Source organism: Mesorhizobium sp. P2_D1 (genome assembly GCF_056404455.1).
This window is the reverse complement of record NZ_JBFUDZ010000007.1, coordinates 139385-163934: the sequence shown is the minus strand read 5'-3', so window position 1 is coordinate 163934 and position 24550 is coordinate 139385. Positions and strand designations below refer to the sequence as shown.

24 protein-coding genes are annotated in these 24550 nt (G+C 65.2%); 8 read left to right on the top strand and 16 right to left on the bottom strand.

Features of this window, described 5'->3' with window-relative positions:
• Positions 1-18: 18 nt before the first annotated feature.
• The 13 genes from AC1D0I_RS08765 to AC1D0I_RS08705 form a co-directional block, all read right to left on the bottom strand.
• Positions 19-1323, bottom strand: a complete 1305-nt coding sequence (locus AC1D0I_RS08765; RefSeq protein WP_477394403.1) for an ABC transporter substrate-binding protein — start codon at positions 1321-1323, stop codon at positions 19-21.
• Positions 1324-1395: 72 nt separating this feature from the next.
• Positions 1396-2214 (bottom strand): SDR family NAD(P)-dependent oxidoreductase, encoded by an 819-nt coding sequence (locus AC1D0I_RS08760; RefSeq protein ID WP_477394401.1) that lies wholly within the window; start codon positions 2212-2214, stop codon positions 1396-1398.
• Between the two features lie 69 nt (positions 2215-2283).
• The gene (locus AC1D0I_RS08755) at positions 2284-3171 is read right to left on the bottom strand and encodes an intradiol ring-cleavage dioxygenase (protein WP_477394400.1); all 888 of its coding nucleotides are present in this window, start codon (positions 3169-3171) and stop codon (positions 2284-2286) included.
• Positions 3172-3181: 10 nt separating this feature from the next.
• Complete coding sequence (locus AC1D0I_RS08750) at positions 3182-4936, bottom strand: FAD-dependent oxidoreductase (RefSeq protein ID WP_477394398.1); 1755 nt, start codon at positions 4934-4936, stop codon at positions 3182-3184.
• Positions 4936-5985, bottom strand: coding sequence for a branched-chain amino acid ABC transporter permease (locus tag AC1D0I_RS08745; RefSeq protein ID WP_477394396.1), 1050 nt, complete (start codon positions 5983-5985; stop codon positions 4936-4938). The genes AC1D0I_RS08750 and AC1D0I_RS08745 overlap by 1 nt, the downstream gene beginning before the upstream one ends.
• Before the next feature lie 7 nt (positions 5986-5992).
• On the bottom strand, positions 5993-6856 hold the full coding sequence (locus AC1D0I_RS08740) for a branched-chain amino acid ABC transporter permease (RefSeq protein ID WP_477394394.1): 864 nt from the start codon (positions 6854-6856) through the stop codon (positions 5993-5995).
• A 64-nt stretch (positions 6857-6920) separates the two neighbouring features.
• Complete coding sequence (locus AC1D0I_RS08735; RefSeq protein WP_477394429.1) at positions 6921-7628, bottom strand: ABC transporter ATP-binding protein; 708 nt, start codon at positions 7626-7628, stop codon at positions 6921-6923.
• Complete coding sequence (locus tag AC1D0I_RS08730; protein ID WP_477394427.1) at positions 7625-8344, bottom strand: ABC transporter ATP-binding protein; 720 nt, start codon at positions 8342-8344, stop codon at positions 7625-7627. The genes AC1D0I_RS08735 and AC1D0I_RS08730 overlap by 4 nt, the downstream gene beginning before the upstream one ends.
• 56 nt (positions 8345-8400) lie before the next feature.
• On the bottom strand, positions 8401-9675 hold the full coding sequence (locus AC1D0I_RS08725; RefSeq protein WP_477394392.1) for an ABC transporter substrate-binding protein: 1275 nt from the start codon (positions 9673-9675) through the stop codon (positions 8401-8403).
• 26 nt (positions 9676-9701) lie between these two features.
• Complete coding sequence (locus AC1D0I_RS08720) at positions 9702-10766, bottom strand: maleylacetate reductase (protein WP_477394391.1); 1065 nt, start codon at positions 10764-10766, stop codon at positions 9702-9704.
• Entirely contained in the window at positions 10763-11422 is a 660-nt protein-coding gene (locus AC1D0I_RS08715) for an alpha/beta hydrolase (RefSeq protein ID WP_477394389.1), read from the bottom strand. Before AC1D0I_RS08715 ends, AC1D0I_RS08720 begins: the two co-directional genes overlap by 4 nt.
• Positions 11419-12378: a VOC family protein gene (locus AC1D0I_RS08710; protein WP_477394387.1), complete on the bottom strand. Its 960-nt coding sequence runs from the start codon at positions 12376-12378 to the stop codon at positions 11419-11421. Before AC1D0I_RS08710 ends, AC1D0I_RS08715 begins: the two co-directional genes overlap by 4 nt.
• A 3-nt stretch (positions 12379-12381) precedes the next feature.
• Positions 12382-13287 (bottom strand): dioxygenase family protein, encoded by a 906-nt coding sequence (locus AC1D0I_RS08705; protein WP_477394385.1) that lies wholly within the window; start codon positions 13285-13287, stop codon positions 12382-12384.
• A 93-nt stretch (positions 13288-13380) separates the two neighbouring features.
• On the opposite strand from AC1D0I_RS08705, the gene AC1D0I_RS08700 reads away from it, so the two are divergent.
• Positions 13381-14331 (top strand): LysR family transcriptional regulator, encoded by a 951-nt coding sequence (locus AC1D0I_RS08700; RefSeq protein ID WP_477394384.1) that lies wholly within the window; start codon positions 13381-13383, stop codon positions 14329-14331.
• A 240-nt stretch (positions 14332-14571) separates the two neighbouring features.
• Here the strand turns inward: AC1D0I_RS08700 and AC1D0I_RS08695 are convergent, their stop codons facing one another.
• A complete protein-coding gene (locus tag AC1D0I_RS08695; RefSeq protein WP_477394382.1) occupies positions 14572-15474 on the bottom strand; it encodes a GNAT family N-acetyltransferase in 903 nt (300 codons plus the stop codon).
• 242 nt (positions 15475-15716) lie between these two features.
• Here AC1D0I_RS08695 and argE point away from each other — a divergent pair, with 242 nt between their 5' ends.
• From argE to AC1D0I_RS08665, 6 genes are all read left to right on the top strand, one after another.
• Complete coding sequence (gene argE, locus AC1D0I_RS08690) at positions 15717-16841, top strand: acetylornithine deacetylase (protein WP_477394380.1); 1125 nt, start codon at positions 15717-15719, stop codon at positions 16839-16841.
• 12 nt (positions 16842-16853) lie between these two features.
• The gene (locus AC1D0I_RS08685) at positions 16854-17777 is read left to right on the top strand and encodes a 2-hydroxyacid dehydrogenase (protein ID WP_477394378.1); all 924 of its coding nucleotides are present in this window, start codon (positions 16854-16856) and stop codon (positions 17775-17777) included.
• A 23-nt stretch (positions 17778-17800) separates the two neighbouring features.
• Positions 17801-18154, top strand: coding sequence for a cupin domain-containing protein (locus AC1D0I_RS08680; RefSeq protein ID WP_477394376.1), 354 nt, complete (start codon positions 17801-17803; stop codon positions 18152-18154).
• A gap of 148 nt (positions 18155-18302) precedes the next feature.
• Positions 18303-19766 (top strand): aldehyde dehydrogenase family protein, encoded by a 1464-nt coding sequence (locus AC1D0I_RS08675; RefSeq protein ID WP_477394375.1) that lies wholly within the window; start codon positions 18303-18305, stop codon positions 19764-19766.
• Positions 19767-19776: 10 nt separating this feature from the next.
• On the top strand, positions 19777-20820 hold the full coding sequence (locus AC1D0I_RS08670) for a tartrate dehydrogenase (RefSeq protein WP_477394373.1): 1044 nt from the start codon (positions 19777-19779) through the stop codon (positions 20818-20820).
• Between the two features lie 17 nt (positions 20821-20837).
• Positions 20838-22295 (top strand): NAD-dependent succinate-semialdehyde dehydrogenase, encoded by a 1458-nt coding sequence (locus AC1D0I_RS08665; protein WP_477394372.1) that lies wholly within the window; start codon positions 20838-20840, stop codon positions 22293-22295.
• Between the two features lie 37 nt (positions 22296-22332).
• Here AC1D0I_RS08665 and AC1D0I_RS08660 read toward each other — a convergent pair whose 3' ends face one another.
• Together AC1D0I_RS08660 and AC1D0I_RS08655 are read right to left on the bottom strand one after the other, a co-directional pair.
• Positions 22333-23607 (bottom strand): NAD(P)/FAD-dependent oxidoreductase, encoded by a 1275-nt coding sequence (locus AC1D0I_RS08660; RefSeq protein ID WP_477394370.1) that lies wholly within the window; start codon positions 23605-23607, stop codon positions 22333-22335.
• A gap of 16 nt (positions 23608-23623) precedes the next feature.
• Positions 23624-24292 (bottom strand): haloacid dehalogenase type II, encoded by a 669-nt coding sequence (locus AC1D0I_RS08655; protein ID WP_477394369.1) that lies wholly within the window; start codon positions 24290-24292, stop codon positions 23624-23626.
• On the opposite strand from AC1D0I_RS08655, the gene AC1D0I_RS08650 reads away from it, so the two are divergent.
• Positions 24291-24431 (top strand): hypothetical protein, encoded by a 141-nt coding sequence (locus AC1D0I_RS08650; protein WP_167392327.1) that lies wholly within the window; start codon positions 24291-24293, stop codon positions 24429-24431. The genes AC1D0I_RS08655 and AC1D0I_RS08650 overlap by 2 nt on opposite strands.
• Positions 24432-24550: the final 119 nt, after the last annotated feature.

The window sequence follows — 24550 nt, the reverse complement described above, 5'->3', positions numbered from 1 at the left end:
TCCGCGCCCCTGCTCATGTCACCAGGCGATCGGCTTGATCGCCTGTTGCGGTGCGAAGAGCTGATTGACCGTGTTGTCGACGATCTTCAGATCGTAGGGCCATTTCTCGCCCTTCACCCACTGGCCGCCGAAGATCGGCGTCTTGCAGATGTTCTTGTGTGGCGAACCGTCGAACTTGATGTGGCCGACCAGCGTCTGCAGATCGGTGGCGACCAGCGCGTCGCGATTGGCCTGGCGGTCGAGCGGATTGGACGAGCGCTTCAATATGTCCAGCGCGACCTCCAGCAAGGCATGCGAATAGCCCAGCGGCTGCGTCCACTGCCGCTTCGCATCGGCTTCCCACTGGTCGGCGATGTCGCGGCTGACCTGCCCGGTCAGCGACGACTTGAACGGGAAGGCCGGCGTCCACCAGACCTCGGAGGACATGCCGTTGCCGAGCGGACCCATCGCCTCGACGCCGCTTGGGAACAGCAGTGCTGCTGCCACGGTGACCGCCTTCGGCTTGTAGCCCTGCTGGTTGCACTGGGTGACGAACGTCTTCAAATCGTCCGGATAGGTGATGCCGCCGATGATGTCGCAACCCTGCTTCTTGAACTCGGCGATCTGGGCGGAGAAATCATTGGTGCGCGGCTGGAAATAGCCGGGCACCACGACCTCGTAGCCGGCCTTGCGGGTCGGTGCCGGCAGGCCGTATTCGTCGTTGCCCCAGGTCTCGCCGTCGATGTTCTGGGGGAACAGCATCCCGACCTTCTTGTTGGTCTCCAGATGGTTCCAGAGCCCGACGAAGGTGTTCAGCGCCTCGTCGAGGCCCCAGAAGAAATGGTAGGTCCAGTCAAAGGTCTGCTTGCCGCCGCCGCGCGGCATGATCACTGCCTGCCAGGGCGCGCCGGAGGAGATGCACGGCGTCTCATAGAGTTCGGACTGTTCGGCCGCAGGCAGGATCGTGTCGGTGGTCGAAGCCGGAACGAGCAGGTGCACCTCGTCGTTCAGGATGAGGTTGCCGGCGATTTCCGATGCCTTGTTCGGATTGGATTGGCTGTCGCGATCGAGGATCTCGATCTCGTAGGTATTGCCGTTGGCGCATTGCAGCTGGCCGCCGAGCAGGGCGCGGATCTTCTGCAAGGTGTAACCGTCTGTCTCGCCGAAGAGGGCGAGCGGACCGGTGGTGGGGCTGAGATAGCCCAGCTTGATCTTGCCCGCCGTCGCGGCCCGCACATAGGCCGGCATGGCCAGCGCGCTGGCGGCCATACCGGCTCCAATTCCCTTCAGCACGGTCCGGCGGCTGGGCAAGCCCGATTTCACGAGTTTGTTGTAGTAGGTCATCGTCGTTTCCTCCCTTGGTTAAGTCTTGCCGGCCCGTCCCCTCGACGAAACCGGCGTCAGTTCAAAGCTTGTTCAAGTCATGCGCAGCAGCGAGCCGCCATCGATGACGATCAGCGAGCCGGTCACGTAGGACGCGGCGGGCGACGCCAGATAAAGCGCCAGGCCTTTGATTTCTTCCGGATCGCCGATCCGGCCGACGAGCGACTGGGCTTCGAAGGCCTTGCGGTCGGCCGGGTTGCGCAGCCTGCCGCCGGCGATGTTGGTGATGAACGGTCCGGGCAGGATGGCGTTGATGCGGATATTGTAGGCGCCGAGTTCCATCGCCATGTGGCGCACGAGATGGTTCACCGCGGCCTTGGCGGGCATGTAGGGCGTGCCCACGATGCTCTCGTTGATCAGCGAGGCGATGGATGATGTGACGATGATCTGGCCGCCGCCATTCGGCTTCATGTGCCGGACGGCGTGCTTGATGGTGGTGTAGACCGAGGTCAAATTGATTTCGATGACCTTGTCCCAGTGCTCGTCGGGCAGGTTCTCGATGGCGCCTTCGGGATTCCTCTCGCCGGTCGGGGTGTTGAAGCCGGGACCGGCGTCGATCCCGGCATTGGCGAACACGACATCGATCGAGCCCGCCTTCTCGGCCACCTTGTCGAAGGCTCGAGCCATCGCCGCGCGGTCGCCGACATCGACGATCTGGCCCCAGACCTCGCCGCCCGCGGCCCTGATCGCGGCGACGGTCTTCTCCAGCCCGGCGGGATTCAGGTCGAAGATGCAGACCTTCGCGCCATGCTCGGCCATGATCTCTGCATAGGCCTGGCCAATGCCGCTGGCGCCGCCGGTGACGATCACCGACTTGCCTCTGACATCGAACATCTTCTCAAGTGCGGCCATCAGTTTCCTCCCATTTGCGCGATACCGACCTGCGTGCGGGCGCCTTCGCGGCCCCCGCGGCGCGGCGGTTCACTTCTTCTTTCGCGAAAGCACGAAATCGAACTCAACGTCGTAGAACGACGCGGCAACCTTGGCCTTGGCCGCCGCTTCGGCATCGTCGACCTTGCGGAATTCGGCGAGCAGGCTCTGCTTCACGCCGAAGACGGCGTCGGTATCGATATACGGGTCGTCCGGATCGAAGATGTGCGTGGTCAGCGCCTCGAAGCCCTCGGCCTCGACGATGTAGTGGAGATGCGCCGGCCGATAGGGGTGGCGTCCCAGCGCGCCGAGCAGCTTGCCGACCGGCCCGTCATCCGGGATCGGATAGTATTTGGGCTTCGCGCCGCGGAACCAGTAACGTCCGTCAGCACCGGTGCGGAAGACGCCCCGCAGGTTGAAGTCGGGCTGGAGGCCCTTCTGCTGCACGTCGTAGAAGCCCTCGTCATTGGCCTGCCAGACATCGATCTTGGCATCCGCGATCGGATTGCCTTCGGTGTCGAGGATGCGGCCGTGCACGAACATCGGCTCGCCCTTCTGGTCGAGGCAGATGTTCGAGCCCATCGGCAGTTCGGGCGCGTCGGCGACATGGAATGGCCCCAGCACGGTGGATTCCGAGGCGCCCGACGGCTTGCGGTTGTTGATCGCATCGACCAGCATCGAGACGCCCAGGACATCCGACAGCAGGATGTACTCCTGCCGCCACTCGTTGCAGATCTGGCCCGTCCGCGTCAGGAACATGATCGCGTCGAACCATTCCTCCTGCGTCGGCTCGATCTCCTTCACCGCCTCGTGCAGCTTGCGGGTGATGACCTCCATGACCTGAGCAAGCCGCTTGTCCTTGGCGTTCTTGTTGCGCGCCACGACGACTTCGGCCGAGTTGGATTCAGTGAAATAGCCGTGTTCGTGTTCGTCGATCATGGGATCCTCCTCAGCGCGCCAGAACGGATTTGAAGACCCGGCGCAGCTCGGCCGCCGGATCGGCCGCCAGCGTTTCGGAACGCCAGGCGACGTGATGGTCGGGGCGCACCACCAGGCAGCCCGCGTCGCGGATCTCGCGTGCGCGCGCCCAGTCGCCGGTATGGTCCTCGATCGCGCGGCGCGGCCCGATCACATGGGTGCGGATCGGCAGACCGAGTTCCGCGCCCACCGTCTCGGCAGCGGCAACCCACGCCTCGCCGCCAATGCCGCTCAACAGCGTGAACTCGCCATGTCCGCAAAGGTCGAGTGTCGAGACCTTCCGGCCCGAGCGCTCGAAGACCCAGACATGCGGCAGGCGCGAGCCCGGCCAGGTCGTGGGTGCATAGTGCAGCTCGCGATCCTTCTCGAAGGCCGGCTCGCGCTGGCCGTCGGCCACCACGGCGCCCGACGCATAGCGCTGGTTCATCTCGACGCCATGGGCATCGAACTCGTATTTCTTGAAGGCGATGGCCTTGCGCAGCGCCTCTCGTTGCGCTTCGGCGGCTTGTGTGGCGTCGGCGCGGGCTTCCATGTTCCGCTGGATCTTGTCGTGATCCACGCCGCCATCCATGCCGAGCGCCTCGAAGATCGGGCCGAATTCGGCGATCGACTGGTTCGCGCGCGTCACGATCTGGCGCGCGATCGGCGCACGCTCGGCCGAGTAGCTGTCCAGAAGCCCGATCCCCGCCTGCCCCTTGACGACCTTGGCGAGTTTCCAGGCGAGGTTGAACCCGTCCTGGATCGACGTGTTGGAGCCAAGCCCGTTCGAGGGTGGATGCCGGTGCGCGGCGTCGCCCATGATGAACACCCGCCCCTTCCGCATCTGCGTGGCGAAGCAGTTGTTGACGGTCCAGGTGTTGGCGCCCAGGAGCTCGATCTCGAGCTCGGGATCTCCGACCAGCTGGCGCGCGACGCCGGTGGCCAGTTCCGGCGTCACATCGGGCGGCGGCTGGTTGATGTCGTAGCCCCAGACGATGAGCCACTCATTCCACGGCCGCACCATGCGAACGAGACCCATGCCGATCCCCCCGACATCCGCACCGGGCTGCATGACCCAGTAGAGGACGCTCGGCCGGTGAGCGACGTATTTCGAAAGATCGGCCCGAAACAGGATGTTCATCGACCCGCCGACGCCCATCTTGCCCTCGAAAGGCAGGCCCAGATGTTCGGCCACCAGCGAGTTGCCGCCATCGGCACCGACCAGGAATTTCGACCGCACGGTGAAGTCCCTGCCCGACAGCCGGTCGCGGCAGGTCGTGGTGACGCCGTCCGCATCCTGGACATGGCTGACATATTCGGTGCTCATGCGCGCCTGCGTGCCGCGCGCGCACGCCGTCTTGAACAGGATCGGCTCCATGAAGGTCTGGGGCAGATCGTTCATAAAGGACGGCGACGACTGGAGATGTTCGGCCTTGGAGAGCGGGTCCGTGCCCCAGCTTTTCATTCGGCCGAGTTCTTCGCCGGCCAGACTTTCGCAGAACACGTTCTCGCCCATCAGCTCCTGCGGCGAGGCGTGCATTTCGGCCTCGGCCTCGACCTCCGGCCCGAGGTCGCGCAGCACCTCCATGGTGCGCTGGTTGGTGATGTGGGCACGCGGCGTATTCGACAGCCAGCGGTAGCGGTTCACGACCATGTTGGCCACGCCGGAGCTGGATAGAAGTGCCGCCGTGGCCGAGCCGGCCGGGCCCGTGCCCACGATCAGCACGTCGGTTTCGATATCCGCCATCAATTTCCTCCCTCGATCTTCGGACCGGCCAGCCTGCGGCGGACCGGAAACAGGTGCAGGCCGGTGCGGGCCGAAATCAGCCCCCACAGCCCCTTCGGTGCGAACAGCATCACCGCGATGGCGGCGAGGCCGAGTGTCATCAGGTACCAGCTGCCGTAGTCGGCCAGCGCCGAACGCAGCGCAAAGAAGACCAGCACCCCGACGATGGGTCCCTCGAGGGTGCCGATGCCGCCGATAACGACGATGAAGATGACGTAGGCCGTCCAGTCGGTGACGGCGAAGGCCGCCTCCGGCGAGATGCGGGCCGTCTGCACGAAGATCAGCGCGCCGGTCAGTCCGGTGGCGGCCGCGGCGATCAGAAACACCGCCCATTTGAGCCGCCCGACATCGACGCCTACCGATTGGGCCGCCTCGACATTGTCGCGCACGGCCGCCAGCGCCAGCCCGAGGCGACTGCGCAGCAGCCAGTAGATGCAGCCGGTGACGGCCACGACCAGCACTAGGGCCAGCCAATAGGCGAGAATGTCGCGCGCGGCCGCCTCGCGCACGCCGAACAGCGTCCGGATCGCATCCGTGCCCATGATGTTGCTCGTTGCCTCGCGTGGCAGCGAGGTGCCGGTGCCGCCGCCGAGCGCCTTCCATTGCGCGATCAGCAGCCGCGTCACTTCGGCGATCACCCAGGTGCCGATGGCGAAATAGGCGCCCTGCAGGCGGAAGGCGAAGAAGGCCGTGGGAACGGCCAGAGCCAGCGCCGCAAGGCCGCCCAGCGGGATCGCGGCAACCGGGTTCCAGCCCAGCAGGATCACGCCCGCGAACATCGCATAGGCGCCGATGCCGACGAAGGCCTGCTGGCCCACCGAGACGAGACCGCCGTAACCCGCCAGCAGATTCCAGATCTGCGCCAGCGTCAGCATGGTGAGAATGAAGAACAGATCCTGTATGACACCGCGCGAGGTCACGGCGGGCAAAGCGAGCCCGGCCACGACGAGAACGATCACGGCGATCTCCGTGGCGGTTCCGGCGCGGGTGCGGGTTGTCAGCCGATACATGCCGCCCTCAATCCACTGCCCGCGGGAACAGGCCCCGCGGCTTGAGCAGCATCACGGCCAGAAAGGCGATGTGGCCCGCCAGGATCTGCCATTCCGGATTCACCGCCGCGCCGGCCGTCTGGGCCACGCCGATGATGATCCCGCCCGCAAGCGTTCCCCACAGGCTGCCCAGGCCGCCGATGATCACCGCCTCGAAGGCATAGATCAGCCGCGCCGGCCCGATCGAGGGATCGAAGTTCGCCCGCATGCCGAGATAGAGCGCCGCCAGCGTCACCACGACCATCGCAATCCCGGTGGCCATGGCGAACACCCGCTTCGGCTCGATCCCCATCAGGCCCGCCGTCACGGCGTCGTCCGAAGTGGCGCGGAAGGCACGACCGAGGGCGGTGTGATAGAAGAGCCCGTTCAAGGCCACGATGGCGAGGATCGCGGACGCAAAGGTCATCAGCGGCATCACCCCCACCGTGACCAGCCCGAGATCCAGAGATGCCCCCTCCAGCGCGCCTGCCGGAATGCGCCGGCTGTCGGCGGAAAAAGCCTCGAGCAGCCCATTCTGCAGAGCGACCGAAAGGCCGAACGTGACGAGAAGCGGCGGCAGGATATCCTTGCCAAGCACCCGGTTCAGCACAGCGGCCTGCAGCAGCCAGCCAAGCGCGAACATCACCGGCATGGCGATCAGGGCGGCGACCCAGGGCGACAGGCCAAGCAGTGTGACGCCCATCAGCACCAGATAGGCGGCAAAGACGATAAGGTCGCCATGGGCGAGGTTTACCAGCCGCATGATTCCGAAGACGAGGCTCAGTCCGGCCGCGAACAGCGCATAGAGCCCGCCCAGCAAAATCCCCTGCACGAGGGTGTCCAGCCAGATCATCGCCGCGCGCCCGTTATCAGGCGGCGGGAAAATTGCGCGGGCATGCAGAGTCCGGGCTGCCTCGTCATGCCGCCACCCCGAAATAGGCGGAATGGATTTCTTCGCGGGTGACCTCGGCCGCCTCGGCCATCAACGTGACGCGGCCCTCCATCATGCAATAGACACGGTCGGCCACCGCCAGCGCCTTGCCGATATCCTGCTCCACCAGCACGATCGCGGCGCCACCTTCGCGGACCTTGGGAAGTGCTGCGTAGATGTCGCGGATGACGACGGGCGCTAGGCCGAGGCTGATCTCGTCGCAGAGCAGCAATTCGGGATTGGACATCAGCGCCCGGCCGATCGCGACCATCTGCTGCTGGCCGCCCGAGAGCGCCGTGCCGGGGTTTTTGCGCCGCTCGCGCAGGATCGGGAAGAGGTCGTAGACCGCCTCCAGGCTCCACGGCCCCGGCGCCTTGCGCGCCTGCCCGCCGATCAGCAGGTTTTCCTCGACGCTCAGCGAGGCAAAGAGCCGGCGCCCTTCCGGCACCATGGCGATGCCGCGCTTCATGATCTCGGCCGAGGACAGCGCGCCGATGGGCTCGCCCCGGTGCAGAACCATGGCGGCCTCGTTGCGGATCGCGCCCGTGATCGAACGCATCAGCGTGGACTTTCCGGCGCCGTTGGCGCCGATGATCGCCACGCACTCGCCCGCCGCGACGGTGATATCCACGCCGAACAGCGCCCGGAGCTGGGCATAATTCGCTGTGAGGGCGCGCGTCTCCAGCAGCATCAGACCTCGAGCCCCAGATAGATTTCGCGAACCTGCTGGGAGGCCATGATTGCATCCGGCGCGTCGATCCCGATCACGCGCCCGAAATCCAGCACGAGAAGCCGCTCGACCACCGACGTCAAAGCATGCAGGACATGCTCGATCCAGATGATCGTGGTTCCCTTGGCGTGGATGGCCTTGATCGTCGCGACCAGCGCCTTGCATTCGCCCTCGGTCAGTCCGCCCGCGATCTCGTCCAGAAGCAGCAGTTCGGGTCCCGTCGCCAAGGCGCGGGCGAGCTCCAGGCGCTTGCGGTCGAGAAGGCTCAGCGATCCGGCCAGGACATTGGCCTTCCCGAGAAGTTCGGTCTCTTCGAGGATACCTGCGCAATCGTCGACCATCTCGGCCTCGCGGCCGCCCCGGCCGAAAGCGGCGGCGGTCAAGAGGTTCTCGAACACGCTCAGCCCCTCGAAGGGCTGCGGGATCTGGAAGCTGCGGCCGACGCCCATGCGCACCCGTTCCATAGCAGGAGCGCGGGTCACGTCGCGGCTGAGGAATTCGATACGGCCCCCATCCGCGAGCAGATTGCCGGTGATCAGGTTGAACAGCGTCGACTTCCCGGCGCCGTTCGGGCCGATGATGCCCAAGGCCTCGCCGCGCGGCACCGTGAAGGTCACGCAATCCGCAACCTTCAGGGCGCCGAAGGATTTCGAGACGTTTTCCAGCCTGAGTATCATCACAGTCATCCTCGGGTCGCGCCGAACGAGGGCGGCGGCATCCGCCTCCCTCGGCAGCGTCAGGCCAGGGCTTCCATCTTGCCGGCGGTGGGGATCTCGGACGCGGTGGCGTTTTCGACGATCACCAGATCGAAGCCGCCGCTTGCCTTCTTGCGCCACTGGCCGCCGACGAGCGGCGTCTTGCAGACGTTCTTTGCCGCGAAAGGCGGCAGCCCCGCACCGCTCCAGGCCACCTTGCCGACCACGGTCGTCATGTCGGTGGCCGCTACGGCCGCCGCGATCGCCTCGGCATTCGTCGGATCCGAAACGCGGCCCATGACATTGGCCGCCACCTCGAACAGCGAATGGACAAAGCCGATCGGCTGGGTCCAGGGACGTCCGGTCTTGGCGGTGAAATCCGCCGCGAGGTCCGCCGAACTCTGGCCCGTCACCGACGATTTGAACGGATGCGAGGCCGACCACCAGACCTCGGACGAGAGGTTGTGGCCAGCGTCGCCGAGCGTCTCGACCGATTGCGGGAAGAGGATCGCCTTGGCCACCGTCACCGCCTTGGGCTTGAAGCCTTGCTGGCGGGCCTGGTTCCAGAAGGTCGTGAAGTCGGGCGGGATGACCACGCCGGTGACAATCTCGGCATTCGCCGCCTTGAAGGCGTTGACCTGCGCGGTGAAATCGTCCGAGAGGTTCTGATAGCGACCGGGATCGCTGAGGTCGAAGCCGGCGGCATCGAGGCCGGGCTTCAACCCGTTCTTCGGATCGCCCCAGGCATTGCCGTCGGCATCGTTGGGGAACAGCCCGGCCACCTTGCCGTTGGTGGAAAGCTGCTTCCACATGCCGGTGTAGACGGTGATGATGTCTTCAAGGCCCCAGAAATAATGATAAGCGAACTTGAAAGGCTTCCACGATGACGGATCGGCGGGGTTGCCCTGTTGGCCAATGAACCAGGGTTGCCACGGCGCCATGGTCGAGATGACCGGCACGCCCTCCGCCTCGCAGGTGGTGGCGACCGGGTTGGTGCTCTCGGGCGTCGAGCCGACCAGCATCAGGTTGATCTCGTCGTCGACGATCAGGCTCTTCGCCACTTCGGCTGCGCGATTGGGGTTCGACTGGCTGTCCTTGACGATGACGTCGAAATTCTTGCCCGCCTCGGACGCGAGGAAGGCCTTGATGTTGTAGGCATCGCTTTCGGCGAAGCCGGCGAGCGGCCCCGTCTGCGGCGAAACATAGCCCAGGCGAATCTTGGCGCCCTGCGCGAGCGCCGGGGTCGCCAGCCGAGAACCGGCAAGCGCAAGACCTGTCGCCGCCGACGCTTTCAGTAAGCTCCGTCTCGTAATCATTTGCTCTTCCTCCCTCTTGCCTCTTTTCAGCCCCCCGGACGGCGTCCCTCAAACGCCGCCTGGAGGAGTTCCCTTATTGAGCCCGGGTCGATTGGCCTCGGATTCGCATAGGCGTTCTTCACCGCGATCGCCGCCGCGCGGTCGAGATCGGCTTCGTTGATGCCGATCTCCTTCAGGCTCAGCGGAGAGCCGACGGAGCGCGCGAAATCCCAGAGTCCGCCGCCCGCCGAGCCACCACCGAATGCTTCGGCCATCGGCCGCAGCAGATCGGGCACCGCCGCTTCGTTGAAGGCGGTCGTGTAGGGCAGCAGGATGGCGTGGGTTTCAGCATGCGGCGTGTCGAACGAGCCGCCGAAGACATGCGCCAGCTTGTGATGCAGCGCCATCGAGACATAGCCGAGCGCGGTCGAGCAGCACCAGGCCGCATAGAGCGCCTGTGTCCGCGCGGCGCGATCCTGCGGGTCGTCGATCAGCCGCGGAATGCCCTCCCGGAAGGCAACCATGGCATCCCTGCACATCAGCACGATCACCGGGTTGCGGTCGGGGGCGTAGAAGGTCTCCATGGCGTGGGCGATCGCATTCATCGCCGAGGTGACGGTGAGACCAACCGGAAGGCTCAGTGTCAGATTGACGTCGTAGATCACCGTCTCGGGACGGATGTCCGGCGAGCGGCGGGTGGTCTTCTCGCCGGCCGCCGTCTCGCCGAGGATGTCGGTCATTTCCGAGCCGGCATAGGTGGTCGGGATCACCACCTGATCGGCGCCGGTGCGCACGGCAATGGCCTTGCCGAGCCCGGTGGTCGAGCCGCCGCCGAGGCTGACGACCGCCGTGGCGCCGCTGGCGCGGAAGGCGTCGACGGCCTTTTCCGTGACCTCGACGGGGGTATGCATGACCGCGCCGGCAAAGACCCCGGCGGCGAGGCCGCCAAGGCTTTCAGCCAGCTTTTCCGCATCGGCCTTCTGATGTGGCGTCGACAGCACCAGTGCCTTGTCATGGCCGAGCCGCCGCACCTCCTCCTCAGCGCGGGCCATCGTGCCGGCGCCGAAGATCACCCGCGTCGTCAGCCCGGGAAAGGTAAAACTGTCCATCATCGCGCCGCCCCCATGCGTGTGCCCCGGCCGGCCTCCAGGTCGGCAATCATGGTGCCCAGCATCGCAATCTCGGCATCCGAAACCTCATGGCTCCGGCCGGGAAACAGATCGGCCCGCAGGCTCGCGCCACCGCGGCCCAGCGACTGCGCCGTATCGGCGAAGGCCGAGACCGGAATCCAGGGATCGGAGTCGCTGCCGGAAAGATAGACCGGCACGCCCGCCGGCACGGCTTCGGAGCGCCCGTCCGCTGGAACACCGACGCGGCAGCCCGTGAAGGCCGCAAGCGCGTCCGGCGGCGGCAGCCCGGCACAGAGATATTCGATCGACAGGCATGCCCCTTGCGAAAAGCCCGCCAGGAGGAGCGGCAGTCCGGGCAATTCCGCCCGCGCCGCCACCACGGCGGCGGCTAGGTGATCGAGCGCGCCGGAAAGGTGCGCGCGGGCGACCGGCGTCAACGGGTCGACGGCGCGCGCCTCCCACCACACGCCGAGCGGCGCGCGCGGCAGGACGAATGCCACGGCCGGCGCGGAAAGCCGCGACAGCACATGGGACTGCATCTCCTCCGGCGATTGGCCGCGGCCGTGGACGAAGACGCAAATCGCCTTCGCTTCCGCGCCCTTTGGCCCGAGCCGGAGTGGACCGCTGCCTGAACTCACGCGAAATCCGCCTGTTCCAGACCAGCCTGCAATTCGCCCTCGCGGTCCTTGAACCACGGTGGGAAGACCAGCGTCTTGCCGATCTGGCCCGGAGGTTCGTCCTTGGCCCAGCCTTCCGGCGTGGTCCAGGCAAGTTCGAATAGCGCGCCACCGGGCGAGCGGACATAGCAGGACTTGAAATAGTTGCGGTCCTTCTGCTCCGAGATATCGGTGAAGCCGAGGCCTTCGATATGAGCACGCAACTTCAACTGGTTCTCTTCGTCGCCCGTGTTGAGGGCGAGGTGGTGGATCGTCCCGCCCGCCAGCGTCCAGGTGCCCTGTGCGCTGTCGCGATCGACGATCACCTCAACCCGCTGATTGACGCCGGTCGCGTCCGGCACACGGAACACGAGCCCCTCGTGATTGTCCGCCTCCTTCTCGAGCGGCAAGGCGACGGTCAGGAAGTCGTCCATTGCGGTGCGATCCATCACCGCCACGACGGCGCCGTATATGCCCTTGATGCCGTGGGCCTTGCCGATGCCCTGCGCCTCGTTGGTGATGGGCGCGCGCGGATCGCTGTCGCTTTCCACCAGCTCATGCGAGATGCCGCAGGGATGTGCGAATGCCGCACGGTCGGCACCGAAACGCGTGATCTTGATGGCCTCGATGCCGCGCGCGTTCAACCGCTCCACCCAAAAATCCGCAGCGCCCTTGGGGATCGACTGCATGATGGTGCGTGACTGGTTGGTGCCGCGGCGACCATAGACGCCTGGCTTGCGGAACGGAAAAGTGGTGATGATCGTCGAGGCATCGCCGTCGGGCGAGCCGTAGTAGAGGTGATAGACGGGGATGACGCCGTCGAACAAGACGGTGCGCTTCACCGAGTGCAGGCCCAGTGCCTTCGTATAGAAATCGAAATCTTCCTGAGCGCCGTCGGTCGACAGCGTCAAATGGTGGTAGCCGCTGATACGGGCCATCGGTCATCTCCTCCCAGAGGGTGCGGTTTCGCCCCGCCGCTGCGGACAGAGCACGAGGTTTAGGTCGAGTGAGTGCTCCCGCTTTCCTCCATTGGGCGGCAGCGCGCGGAACTCGGCCATGAGTTCGGGTTTGACCCCGAAGATGGCATCCCGGCCGATCGCAGGGTCCGACCGGTCGAAGACGTGGGTCGTCAGCGTCTGGAAGCCTTCTGCCGAGACGCGAAAATGGATATGGGCCGGTCGCTCGAGGCCAAGGCCAAGCGCTGACATCAATTGACCGACTGGTCCGTCCGACGGCAGCGTGTAACCCTTTGGCTTCACCGTCATGAAGCGGAACCGCCCCTGCGGATCGGTACGGAACCGTCCGCGCAGATTGAATTCCGGCTGCCTGTCCGGTTCCTGGTTCTCATAGAGACCCTCGGCGTTGGCCTGCCAGATCTCGACCATCGCATTGCCGATCCCCTCGCCGTCGAGCGCGACGATCCGGCCCGTAACCTCCAGCGGCTCGCCTTTATGGTCGCGCGAAATATTCCCGCCGAGCGGCATCTCCGGCACGTCGGCCCGGTAGAAGGGTCCGGCAAGAGTGTTGGGAGTCGCCCCGGCGGGGCGCGGGCTGTTTTGATCCTCGATCAGCGAGGACACGCCCAGGACATCGGCGAACAGCACCCATTCCTGGCGCCGTGCATCGGCGTAATGGCCAACCTCGGTGAGAAAATCGATCGCCAGCCGGAATTCCTCGCCGGAGGGTCGCAACTCCACGATCAGCGCGTGCAAACCATCCACGGCAGCCTGCGCCGCCGCCGCCAGGCGGGACTGGCCCATTGCTGCCAGGCGCCGCGAGAATTCCTCGGCCTGCGTCGAGATCGCCTTGGGGGGAACATCCCTCTGAGGGTCGTGCTGGCCGTCCATTCCGCCGGGGCCTCCCTTCCCCTTGCCAAACGGGATAGCATGGCCTGACGCTGTGCTTGATGAGATGTGACGTCCCTTGTATAGCGTTTTGCTATGAAGCTGAACGAGCGCCACCTCATGCAGCTCGCCGCGGTGCTGGATGCCGGCGGCGTTTCGGAAGGAGCCGCAATGCTGGGCCTGACCCAGCCTGCGGTCAGCCGATCGCTGGCCATGCTGGAGGCCCGGGTCGGCGAGCCCCTCTTCCTCAAGGGCCGTCGGCCGTTGCAAGCGACACCGCTCGGCTTCCAATTAGCGGCGCAAGGCCGCACGATCATCACCGCCTCCCGTAAGGCGTCCGATGCGGTGCAGGGCTTCATGAAGGGCACGAAGGGTGTGGTCCGTGTCGGCGGCGTGCCTTTCTTCATGGATGCGATGATCAGCAGGATGATCGGAGAATTTCAGAAACTCGAACCCGAGGTCACCGTTCAGCAAAGCTATATGAACCTACCCGAAATGGTCGCGGCGCTGGAGAGCAACCAGATCGACCTCGGGATCGTGCCGATCGGTGTGCTTGACCTCGGACCCGGCTTCGAGTTCACCGAAATCCTGCCCGGACGCAACGTCGTGGCTTGCCGGCCCGACCATCCGCTGCTGCGAAATCGACGCCTCAGGGCGCACGACCTGACCAGTTTTCCCTGGGTGGCCCCCCTGCCCGGCTCTCCGCTGATGTCGGACCTGCAGATGATCCTGATGAGCATCGGCATGTCGGACCTGAACGTTCGCTATTCAGGTGGCTCACTGATGAGCGTGATCAACTTCCTTGCCGAAACCGATGCGCTGGCCGTGCTGCCATTCTCCGTGGTCTTCGCGCAGCGCAAGGAGAACCGGGTGACCGTGCTCCCCTATGAAATCCCCCAGCCCAGCCGCTCACTCGGCATCCTGCGCCGCGTTAGCGGGCCACGCTCTCCAGCGGCAGAGCGCTTCGCGGGCCACGTCGCGACCGCCTTCGAGAATCTGAAGCACATCATCAAGCGGCACGAGAATGCCGTCATCTGGGGTCGCTAGCCGGCTCCAACCAGTACACTCAAAGCGACGCTTCACCATCGAAACTCGGCTAATTCTATGACCCCTATTGATCCACGCCCCCTTAAGCAATTTGGAAGGCTGTAACACTTCCAGTTTGGTCTGCTGCGTTTGGTCCAGCATGGTTGCAAAAAAGCCGTCTCGCCTCGATGTCGGTTCTCCCAGCTAGCGCCGCGATTGTGCCGGCGTGAACCGCCGCGCCGGCCCGCGCCCTGGATTAAACTACCCGAGAGTTTGACTGGCGAGGCCATAGGTCACCGGCGCAGATGCGCCGCCGACGGCAAAATCGGCGAGGCGTTTGCCCATCGACATGGTGAGAACCGTGTCGAAAACCGGCATTCCGCTGTGCGACAGAAAGGCGGCGAACTCGCCTTTGTCCATGTGGGTGTCTATGCGCAGGAAGGCCCCCGAATGGTCGGCCACGTGCGGCCGCACGATCGCCACGGCATCCGCGTCGCTTTCCGCCACAACCGGCCCCACGACATGGCCCCGCCCGAACGGCCGACAGAGCGCGAATGCGTTCAGCCTGCCATTCTTGAAAAGACCATAGCCGGCCGAGTGGGCGAAAAGCTGTTCGACGAGCGCCGTCCGCCTTACGCCAAATGCTGCCGCGTCGAGCGCGATCGCGGCGGGAATATCCCTTGCGTCCAAAGTCCGGACATCACCTCGAATATTTGCCGGCCAACCCGTCGTCGGCACGCGGGCGATGCCCTGGCATTGATAAACGGTCTTCTCCGGCTGGAAGTCGAGCGAGAGATAGAGCCGCCTTGCCGCGCGCGTTGCATTGAGGCGCAGATCACGGCCGACGACCTTGTCGAAGACCCGCTTCATCAGCCATTGCCCCGCCCCCAGGGTCTGGAGCCGCGGCGAGGTGATGACCATGCCCACGGTCGCGAAACCGGCGCCATGCGCGAACCACATGGCCGAGCCGAGGACCCGGCCGATCTCGTCAAGCGCCACGAACCCCTGTCCCGATCCGCGCAGGAATTGCCAGTCCTCGGCGCGATGCGGCCATCCCACGGAGAGCGAGAGTGCGTGCAAGCGATCCAGTTCGACGCTTTCGATGGCGCCGACGCGCATCGAGAAGGTATCGATTTTCAAGCTTCCGGACGGCTTCAATTCCATGCCCCTGCAAGATTATCGTACCAGAGGGCGACGCACCGATGGCCACCCTCTGCCCCTACCAACGCTAAACAAGCAGACCGGTACGATTTGCTCGAAAGCCGCGCACCAACGCTAGATTCAACTGAAACATTTCCGCTTTCGGCACGCAATCGCGAAAGAACGCGCACATCCTCTCCGGAAATCTAGCAGCGTATGGTCGAGGGTATCGATCCCGGTGAACCTGAAATGCTTTGAGGGCTGGAATGGACGTCTTCGACATCCTCGACCGTCTCGTCGCCTTTCCATCGGTCGCCGGCAAGCCGAACGGTGATATCGCCGGCTGGATAGAGGCCCATCTCGCAGAGCACGGGGCGCAGGTCACGGTGCTCCCAGGGCCAGAAGGCGACCGTTCCAATCTGTTCGCGACGATCGGCCCCGCCAATGTCCCGGGCTACATCCTGTCCGGCCACATGGACGTCGTCCCCGCCGGCGAGCCGCAATGGAGTTCGGCTCCTTTCGCGCTGCGCCGAGAAGGCACGCGACTCTACGGACGCGGCACAACTGACATGAAGGGGTTTCTGGCTGCAGTGCTCGCGGCCGTGCCTGTGCTGGCGAGACTGCGCCTTGCCAGGCCAATCCACCTCGCCTTCTCCTATGACGAGGAGGTCGGATGCCGCGGCGTGCCGCATTTGATCGCCCGCCTCCCCGAACTTTGCGCAAAGCCGCTCGGTGTCATCGTCGGCGAGCCGAGCGGCATGCGCGCCGTGCGCGGCCACAAGGGCAAGGCGGCCGGCCGCGTGACGATCAACGGGCGCTCAGGCCATTCCTCGCGGCCCGATCTCGGCCTCAACGCCATCCACGCCATGGCCGGTGCGCTGAGCACGGCCGTGAGCGAAGCCGAGCGGCTGGCGAACGGTCCGTTCGACCCTGCCTTCGAGCCGCCCTACTCCTCGCTGCAAGCGGGCGTGGTGGCGGGCGGACAGTCGGTCAACATCATTCCCGGCACCTGCACGCTGGACCTTGAGGCGCGCGCCATTCCTGGCGTCGACCCGGCCAGCCTGCTCACGCCGGTCAAGGCGCGAGCCGAGGCCCTTGCGGCCGAAGGCTTTCGGGTCGAGTGGACGCCGATAAGCGCCTATCCGGCGCTGTCGCTGCCGCAGGACGCGGCTCTGGCGGCACTGTTAGCCGAGCTGACCGGCGAAGCGCCGCTTGCTGCCGTCAGCTACGGCACGGAGGCCGGACTTTACCAGGCTGCCGGGGTCGATGCGATCATCTGCGGCCCCGGCGACATCGATCGCGCCCACAAGCCGGATGAGTACATTCTTACCAGCGAGCTCGCCGCCTGCCAGCGATTGATCGAGGCGCTGGGCGCCCGCTGCGCGGCTTGAAGGGGAACCGGAATGACATTCCTGTTCAATTCCGATGCGCGGCGCGGAGCGATCTTCGCCGATGCCTTCGCCGAGGAACTGCCGGACGTCCCCTTCACGATGGATGCCGCAACAGTCGATCCTGGCTCCGTACGCTATCTCATTACCTGGACCGCGCCAGAAGACCTCGCGCGCTACAGGAACCTGGAGATCCTGTTCTCCATTGGCGCCGGCGTAGACCAGTTCCGCCTCGATACCTTACCGGAACAGGTGAAGATCGTGCGCACGGTCGAGGAAGGCATCGTGCGCATGATGCAGGAGTATGTGACGCTGGCCGTGCTCGCCCTGCATCGCAACCTGCCCGCCTATCTGGCACAGCAACGCGCCGGCGAATGGCGTGACATCCCACAGTTGCAGGCCGGGTCGCGCCGGATCGGCGTGCTTGGCCTCGGGCAACTCGGCCAGGCCGTCCTCGACCGGCTGAAGCCCTTCGGTTTCCCGCTCGCCGGCTGGAGCCGCTCGCCACGGCAGATTGACGGCGTGACCTGTCACCACGGCGGGCTCGGGTTGGAGCGGACGCTGGTGGCCAGCGACATACTGGTTTGCCTGCTGCCGCTAACCGAGGACACGCACGGTTTCCTCGATGCCGACCTGTTTGCGAGGCTGCCAAAAGGCGCGGCGCTCGTCCACACGGGACGCGGGCCACAGCTCGATCATGAAGCGCTTGTCTCTGCGCTCGACAGCGGCCAACTCTCGGCGGCGATGATCGACGTCACCGATCCCGAACCGCTGCCCGCAGGCCATCCCTTCTGGTCGCATCAGAAGATCATGCTGACCCCGCATGTCGCCAGCGTCACCCAGCCCGCGAGCGCCGCACGCGCCGTCATCGAAAGCATCCGACGCCACCGCGCCGGGATCGATCCCATCGGGCTCGTCGACCGGTCGCGCGGCTATTGAAATCCAACCTGAAAGGCCATCACTTGTCCCTGCTCAAGACCGTCGACACCGCCCCATCTTTCCCACCACGCCAGTCCAAGGCGTTGCCCGAACGGCTGATAGCCGGCGACCCCGCCTTCAAGACCTGGGCGCAGGACGCCGCCAAGGACGATCTCGTCCATACCGGCGTCTGGGAAGCGACGCCGGGAGAGACGCGCTCGATCAAGGGCGAGACTTTCGAATTCTGCCACATCCTTTCCGGCGTGATCGAGATCACGCCCGACGCCGGCGAGACGGTGACCTACCGCGCCGGCGACAGCTTCGTGATGAAGCCCGGCTTCACCGGTGTCTGGAAGACCATCGAAACGGTGCGCAAGATCTACGTCACGGTAGGGTAGTGGGTCTGCGCGAGCCGGCGCCGCCGCAACAGATTTTGCCGTCCCTCATCGCCAGCACGCAACAATCATCCGCGACCGATCTTCGAACGGTGCATGCTGCGCTGTTGCGCGGGCTAGGCTCCTCCAGAACATCTGAGAGTGAGCGCCTATGGGCCTGAGCTTCGACCCGAATACCGTCTCCCTTCCCGTCGGCCATTTTATCGACGGGGAGCTGATCGCGGCCGAGGGTGCGATCGAGATGCGCCGCCCGTCGGATGGCAAGGCATACGCCCTTAGCCCCGTGGCCGGCGTCGAAATGGTCGACCGGGCGGTAGCGGGCGCCAAGGCGGCGCTGAAGACCAGCAACTGGGGCGGCGTTCGGCCGCGCGAGCGCACCAGGGCGCTCCAGGCCTGGGCCGACCTGATCGAGGCGGAAGCCGAAACGCTGGCAAAAATCGAGGCGCTGTGCTCGACGCGGCCCGTCGGCCAGCTCGTCGCCGGCGACATTGCCATAACCGCCGAGCAGATCCGCTTCTTTGCCGAATTCGCCGACAAGGAAGGCAGCGAGCTGGTGCCGACCGACGACGCCAGTCTCGGCATGATCATGAGCGAGCCCTATGGCGTGGTCGGCGCGATCACGCCGTGGAACTTCCCCATCTCGATGGCTGGCTGGAAGCTCGGTCCGGCACTGGCCGCGGGCAATGCGGTCGTGCTGAAGCCGTCGGAAATGACGCCCTTTTCCGCAGTCTACATGGCACAACTCGCCGTGAGGGCAGGCTTACCGGCAGGGCTCATCAACGTAGTCCTGGGAGACGGCCCGACGACTGGAACGGCGCTGACCGGCCATCCCGAGATCGCCAAGGTCAGCTTCACCGGCTCGACCCGCGCCGGTTCGGCCATCATGGAAAACGTCGCTCGCACCGGCGTCAAGCCGATGACGCTGGAACTCGGCGGCAAGAGCCCGCAGATCGTCTTTGCCGATGCCGATCTGGAGAAGGCAGCGACGGCGATCGCCGGCAGCGTCACCTTCAATGCCGGTCAGGCCTGTGTGGCCGGCACGCGCCTGATCGTCGAGAAGAGCGTGGCCGACAGGCTGACGGCCACGATCCTGGAGAAGATGAAGGCTGTGCGGCCCGACCCGACCTGGGACGAGGCGACGCAGTATTCGCCTGTTATCTCGGAACGGCAGCGGGCGCGTGTCGACGGCATCGTGCGGGCCGCGGTCGAAGCCGGCGGCCAATGCCTGACCGGCGGCGCCGCGATGGACAGCCTCGGCTATTTCTACGAGCCGACGCTGATCACAGATGTCGACCAGGCCAATCCAGCGATCGTCGAGGAGATCTTCGGTCCGGTCCTGACCGTCCAGACCTTCGAGACCGAGGACGAGGCGCTGGCGCTGTCCAGTCACCCGATCTACGGACTGGCATCCGGCCTGTTCACCTCCGACCTGTCCCGCACCATCCGCTTCGCGCGCAAGCTCGAAGCGGGCACCGTCTGGGTCAACCGCTACAGCCGCTCGCGCGACCATATCCTGCCAACCGGGGGCTACAAGCGGTCCGGCATCGGCAAGGATCTTGGCCGTGAGGCCTATCTCGCCAACCGCAGGACCAAGAGTGTCCTGATCAGCCTTTGAAGTGGTGCCGATGACGACCTACTCGATCGCCCTGATCCCTGGTGACGGCATCGGCCGCGATGTGACCGCCGCCGCTTGGACGGTGCTGGAAACGGCGGCCAGAAACTTTGGCTTTGCCTTAGCGAGAACCGAGTTGCCCTGGTCCTGCCGCTTCTTCAAGCAGACGGGCTGCATGATGCCCGAGGACGGCATCGAGACCTTGCGCGGCTTCGACGCCATCCTTCTCGGCGCGGTCGGCTGGCCGGCGGAGGTGCCGGATTCCGTTTCGCTGCACGGCCTGCTGCTGCCGATCCGCAAGGCATTCGTGCAGTACGCCAACATCCGGCCGCACCGCCTGCTGCCGGGCGTCACCGGACCACTGCGGGCGGAAAACTTCGACATGCTGTGCATCCGCGAGAACACCGAAGGCGAATATTCGGGCGCCGGCGGGCGCGTGCATCAAGGCACTGCGGACGAGGTCGCGGTGGAGACCTCGATCTTCACCCGTGCCGGCGTCGAGCGCATCCTGCGCTTCGGCTTCGAGCAGGCGCGGGCGCGGCGCGGCAAGCTCGCCTCCGTCACCAAATCCAACGCGCAGAAATATTCGATGGTGTTCTGGGACGAGATTACCCGCAAGCTGGCCGCCGAGTACTCCGACGTCGAAGTGACCAGCTATCATGTAGACGCGCTCGCCGCGCGCATGATCATGGCGCCGGAGAGCCTCGACGTGGTCGTCGCCTCCAACCTCTTCGGCGACATCCTGACCGATATCGGCGCAGCGATCCAGGGCGGGCTCGGCTACGCGGCCTCCGCTAACATCAACCCCGATCGCTCGGCGCCATCCATGTTCGAGCCGGTGCACGGCTCCGCGCCCGACATCGCCCATCTCGGCATCGCCAATCCGATCGCCACCATCTGGTCCGGCGCAATGATGCTCGACCATCTGGGCGAAAAGGCCGCGGCCAGCCGCGTGATGAAGGCGATCGAGGCGACGACCGCGCGAGGTGTTGGAACAACTGCCGGCAAGGACACCACGGAAACCATCACGGCCGCCATCGTCGCGGCATTCCCCTGATTGCAAGGTCGTTTTCGATGAAAAACCTGAAAGACAAAAGTCTCTTCCGCGAAGCCGGTCTGATTGGCGGCCAATGGGTCGCTTCCGGCTCCGGCAGGACGGTCGATGTCGTCGATCCTTCGACCCAGGCAGCGATCGGCACTGTGCCCGACATGGCCGGTCCGGAGACCCGCGCGGCCGTGGAGGCCGCGGCTACCGCTTATGGGAACTGGAAGAAGAAGACCAACGCCGAGCGCGCTTCCCTGCTGGAAGCCTGGCATGGCCTGATGCTCGCGCATCTGGACGATCTCGCGCTGATCCTGACGACGGAACAGGGCAAGCCGCTGGACGAGGCCAAGGGCGAGATCCGTTACGGCGCGTCGTTCGTCAAATGGTTCGCGGAGGAGGCACGCCGCATCAACGGCCACACCGTCCCCTCACCGACATCCGACCGGCGCATCATCGTGCTGAAGGAGCCGGTCGGGGTATGCGGCATCATCACGCCGTGGAATTTTCCCAATGCGATGATCACCCGCAAGGTCGCGCCGGCGCTGGCCGCCGGCTGCACGGTGGTCATCAAGCCGTCAGAGTTCACGCCCTATTCCGCGCTGGCGCTTGGCGTGCTGGCCGAACGGGCGGGCATTCCCGCGGGCGTCATCAACATCGTCACCGGCATGCCGGCCGAGATCGGCAACGAGATCATGGCGAACGAGACCGTTCGCAAGATCTCCTTCACCGGCTCGACGCGGGTCGGTTCGCTGCTGATGCGCGGGGCAGCGGACAGCGTTAAGCGGCTCAGTCTCGAACTCGGCGGCAACGCGCCTCTCATCGTCTTTGACGACGCCGATCTCGATCTCGCCGTCGAGGGCGCGCTTGTCTCGAAGTTCCGCAACGGCGGCCAGACCTGCGTCTGCGCCAACCGCATTCTCGTCCAGGCCACTGTCTACGAAACCTTCGCCGCGAAGCTTTCCGCCCGCGTCAACGCCATGACGGTGGGGCCCGGCACGCAGCCTGGCGTCACCATCGGACCGATGATCAACATGGCGGCGGTCGAGAAGATCAACCGCCATGTCGACGACGCGATCGCCAAAGGTGCTGTGATCATCAGCGAGAAGCCGGCGCTGCCGGAGGGTCCTCAATATGTCGCGCCGCTGGTGCTGACCGGCGCCACGAAAGACATGCAGCTCGCCGGCGAGGAAACGTTCGGCCCGGTCGCGCCGCTTTTCCGGTTCGAGACGGAAGAGGAAGCGATCGCGCTCGCCAACGGCACGCCCTACGGGCTTGCCTCGTACTTTTACACAGAGAACCTGAAACGCGCCTGGCGCGTTGGCGAGGCGCTAGAGTTCGGCATGGTGGGACTCAACACCGGCTCGGTCTCGATGGAAGTGGCCCCCTTCGGCGGCGTCAAGCAGTCAGGCCTCGGCCGCGAGGGGGCGCAGGCCGGTATCGAGGAATATCTCGAGATGAAGAGCTTCCACATGGGCGGGCTCAGCTGAGGCAATTGGCTGAAGCCCGACCGGGCCGGATCGACGATCACTGAATTCGGTCGAGCGCCTTGTAGTAGAGGCCGACCATCGGCAGGAACCAGGGCTTGCCGGAATAGCCGGGAATGGAAGGCCACTCGAGCCCCTTCATCGGATTGCGGTCTTCGCGGCCGAGCATGGCATCAGCCAGGATCATGCCGAGATGGGTGGAAAGCTGCGCGCCGTGGCCCGAATAGCCCATCGCGTACCAGACACCGTCATGGTAGCCGGCCCGCGGAAAACGGTCCTTGGTCATGTCGACCAGCCCGCCCCAGCAATAGTCGATCTCGACCTTGGCCAGTTGCGGGAAGATCGCCGCAAGGCCTGCCTGCAATATCTGTCCGCTCCTGGCATCGGAGCGCTGGTCCGATGTCGCCGAGAAGCGTGCGCGACCGCCGAAGATCAGGCGCCTGTCCGGCGAAAGCCGGAAGTAGTTGCCTATGTTCATCGATGTCACGCATGTCCGGTTGCCGGGCATGGTCGCAGCGATCTCGGCGTCGCTCAACGGCCTTGTAGCGATGATGAAGCTGCCGACGGAGATGATCCTGCGGCGGAAATAGCCGAAATTCGGCGTCGTGTAAGCGCCGGTCGCCACCAGCACATTGTCGGCGCTGATCCGCCCGCGGGAGGTTGTCAGCTCATGCCTGTTGCCGGCCTGCTTGCGGTCGGTCACCGCCGCGTTCTCGTGGATCACCGCACCGTGGCGGGCGGCGGCCGTGGCCAAGCCTGCCACATAGCGGCCCATATGCATCATGGCGCTCTTCTTCGACAGCATCGCGCCGTGGAAGGGCGAGCCAATCTCGGACTTGAGATCGGCCGTCGACAGCAGCTCCGTATCCGGATCGACTTCGGCATGGAGGGCTTCGAAGTTGCGGGCAATCGCTTCGAAATGCTGCGGCTTGGAGGCGAGCTTCAGCTTGCCGGCGCGGCGGAAATTGCAGTCGATGCCCTCTTCGGCGACCAGCGCCTCAATGGTATCGACAGAGTCGTCGAGCGCCCGGTAGAGCGCGATTGCGCGTTCCTTGCCGAGCTCCGCTTTGGCCGAGAGATAGCTGTGGGCGAGGCCGTTGTTCAAGTGCCCGCCATTGCGACCGGATGCGCCCCAGCCCACCCGCTCCGCCTCCAGCACGGCCACCTTGGCGCCAGCCTTCGCCAGTTGGCGCGCTGCGGCGAGACCGGTGAAGCCGCCGCCGATGATGGCGGCATCGTAGTGCCCCTCGACCGGGCCTTGCGCCCCGCCGGAAAAGACAGGGGCCGTGTCGTGCCAGTAGGAGACAAATTTCATCGGCAATCCGCCTATTTCAGAGACCGACCACGCCTGGAAGACCCGAAATGTCTGATATCTCGACATAGCCATAGTACGGGTTGGCCGGTTCGTGGCCACGGTTGACCCAGACCTTGTTCTTGATGCCGAGATCGTGCGCCGACATCAGGTCGTAGCGGAACGAAGACGAACAGTGAAGAATATCCTCCGGGCCGCAGCCCAGCATATCGAGCATGTATTCGAAGGCTTGGAAGCGAGGCTTGTAGGCCTGTGCCTGCTCGGCCGTGTAGACGGCATGGAACGGCGCGCCTAGCTTTTCGACATTGGACATGATCTGCGCGTTCATGGCGTTGGACAGGATGACCAGCGGAATCTCCTTGGCCACCTTCGCCAGGCCGGCCGGGACGTCCGCGTGCGGTCCCCAGGTCGGGACACGCTGATAGACCATCCTGGCGTCGTCGGCGCTGAAGGCGACGCCATTGCGCTTGCAGGAGCGCTCGAGCGCGTTGTGAACGACGTCGGCATAGGGCTGCCAGTCGCCCATGATCTCGTCGAGCCGATACGCCGCGAAGTTCTTGATGAACTCCTGCATGCGCGGTTCGTCGAGCCGGCTGCCGTAGAGGTCTCGCGCCGCTTCCGCCATCTGGAAATGGGTCAACGTGCCGTAGCAGTCGAAGGTGATGTATTTGGGCCTGAAGGAAGCCATGTCCGTTGATCTCCGGTGGAAGCACATCCGCGCTGGGATGTATTTCATCATAGGACGGCTGGTGGCGGCCCACCTGACCGAAATCGCCCTCCCGAAAGCAGAAAGTTCCGTATCCACCATCCGGTTTGGCACGCTGTAGCATCTGCCGTGCCGAAGCGGCGCCGTGCGAGATGTGAAGCAAGTCCGCCGTGGAGGGTGCCAGCACAAGATGCGGCGCACGCCTCGCGCTACGGCGAAAGATACTGTCGAAGCCGAAGC